This is a genomic window from Williamsia sp., from assembly GCF_016462415.1.
Lineage (GTDB): Bacteria > Actinomycetota > Actinomycetes > Mycobacteriales > Mycobacteriaceae > Williamsia_A.
Map to the genome: position 1 here is coordinate 1 of NZ_JAEMTF010000224.1, position 2073 is coordinate 2073.

Sequence of the window (2073 nt, forward strand, 5' to 3'; positions counted from 1 at the left end):
GGCACTGGTCATCGCCATCGGCGTGACCATCAACAACGACCCCAACAAGCAGGGATTGCACGACAAGTTCGCCGGCGGCACGCGCGTCGTCCGCGTCTGATCGTCCCGAGGAATCGCAGCACCGCAACTACGCGGGCGGCCTACGTGCTGCCCGCGTAGTAGCGCGCGAGGAACCCGTCCCGGTACTCGGCGTAGTTGCCGTCCTCGATCGCCTGTCGCGCACGGTCGACCAGGGTGACGATGAAGTGTTCGTTGTGGATCGTGCACAACGTCGACGCGAGCCCTTCCTTTGCCTTGAACAGGTGGTGGATGTAGGCGCGGCTGTACTGCGTGGCGTAGTTGTCCAGCTCCGGATCGAGCGACCCGAAGTCGCTGCGGAACCGCGCATTGGTGACGTTGTAGCGACCGTCGAACGAGTAGATCGCACCGTTGCGCGCCACCCGTGACGGCGAGACACAGTCGAACGTGTCGATGCCGCTCTCGATCGCGGTGAAGATGTCGTCCGGCTCGCTGATTCCCAACAGATGTTTCGCGGTCTCGGTGGGCAGTTCGGAGTTGACCCAGCCGACGATGCGCCCGAGGTTCTCCTTCTCGAGTGCGCCGCCGATCCCGTAGCCGCCGAAGCCGCGACCGCCAGCGTCCTGATCCCGGCGACTCGCCTCCATCAGGTCCCGCGCCGCGAGCCGCCGCAGATCCTCGTACTGCGCACCCTGGATCACACCCCACAGCGATTGCACCGGACGGTGGCTGCGCTCGGCGGTCAGCCGGTTGTGTTCGGCGAGGCACCGGATCGCCCACAATCGGGTCCGCTCCAGCGAATTGACCTGATAGGGACGGGTGTTCATCAGCGTCGTCAGTTCGTCGAACGCGAAGATGATGTCGGCGCCGAGTTGGTGCTGGATCTGCATCGACACCTCCGGGGTGAACCGGTGCGTGGTGCCGTCGAGGTGCGACTTGAACGTCACGCCGTCGTCGTCGACCCGCGCGAGCCGCTCCTTGCCCGGCGCGATGACGTCGTCGTTCTCGGCGTCGCGGACCTCCATCGAGATGACCTTCTTGAACCCGACGCCCAGTGACATCACCTGAAAGCCGCCGCTGTCGGTGTAGGTCGGACCCGGCCAGTTCATGAACCGGCCCAGTCCACCGGCGGCGTCGATGATCGCCGGGCCCGGCTGCAGGTACAGGTGATAGGCGTTGGCCAGCACCGCCTGCGCCCCGAGGTCCGCAACCGCCTCGGGTAGCACGGTCTTCACCGTCGCCTTGGTCCCGACCGGGATGAAGGCCGGGGTGGCGATGTCCCCGTGCGGCGTGTGGATCACACCCGTCCGGCCGAGAGTGCCCTCCAACGGGGTGCCGAGCTCGAAACTGCGGTCGGGGGCGTGGTCGGTGTCGTCGGGCGTGGTCACGCCCGTGATCATCTCAGACGTCGGCGATGGCCAGACCGACGCGCGCCCACCGTTCCGACGCGCACCGACCGGGGCGCGCGTTCGAACGGGCGGCGCGCGTCACCGCGGGGCGTCGCAGGCAGGCGCAGGTGCATCCTCGAAGAACGGCTTGCCCTTCGGCAGGAGGTAGAGCACGTCGAGGATCACCGGGGTCTTCGTGAGGTTGCGTCCGACGTGGGTGTTCTTCTCACCTTCGGGCTCGACGATCAGCTGGCCCTGGCGGTAGATGACGGGTTTGCAGTCCGCACCCGGGTGGGTCAGCGTTCCCTGCTTGACGATCCCCACCAGGCGGCCGTCGTGGAAGTGCCATCCCGTGGTGCCGCCCGGCGCGATGGTGATCTCACGGACCGTCGCCTGCCCTGGTCCGGTGATGAACGGCAGCAGGCCGGCGGGGATGTCGGCCTGGGCGAGGTTCACCGCGCTGATCCCGGAACTCGGTGTGGCGCCCGCCGTTCCGGTCGGAAGCGCGACGGCGACGAGCGCGCAGCCCGTCGAGACGATCGCCAGACGGGTGAGCTTTCGGAACAATCGCACGGGGGTCATCGGCGCAGATTAACCCGCCGCACAACGACAGCGACGACGATTGCGGCGATGAAATATCGCTCGCAACCGTCGTCGCTTCGTCAAT

Annotated in this window: 2 protein-coding genes and 1 pseudogene; 1 reads left to right on the plus strand and 2 read right to left on the minus strand. The window is 67.0% G+C overall.

Annotation, left to right across the window (positions count from 1 at the left end; all coding sequences use genetic code 11):
• A pseudogene (locus tag JHC79_RS23570) lies at window positions 1-100 on the plus strand (RDD family protein); the annotation flags it as partial.
• 40 nt (window positions 101-140) lie between these two features.
• On the opposite strand, the gene tgt reads toward JHC79_RS23570, so the two are convergent.
• Both tgt and JHC79_RS23580 read right to left on the minus strand, forming a co-directional pair.
• Complete coding sequence (gene tgt / locus JHC79_RS23575; RefSeq protein ID WP_296395496.1) at window positions 141-1406, minus strand: tRNA guanosine(34) transglycosylase Tgt; 1266 nt, start codon at window positions 1404-1406, stop codon at window positions 141-143.
• A 99-nt stretch (window positions 1407-1505) separates the two neighbouring features.
• Window positions 1506-1988 carry a cupin domain-containing protein gene (locus JHC79_RS23580; protein WP_296395498.1) on the minus strand — a complete coding sequence of 161 codons (483 nt, stop codon included), beginning with the start codon at window positions 1986-1988 and terminating at the stop codon, window positions 1506-1508.
• Between the last annotated feature and the right edge of the window lie 85 nt (window positions 1989-2073).

Coding starts and splice junctions, on each gene's coding strand:
- JHC79_RS23580 (WP_296395498.1), bottom strand. CDS start 1,988: ATGACCCCCGTGCGATTGTTCCGAAAGCTCACCCGTCTGGCGATCGTC.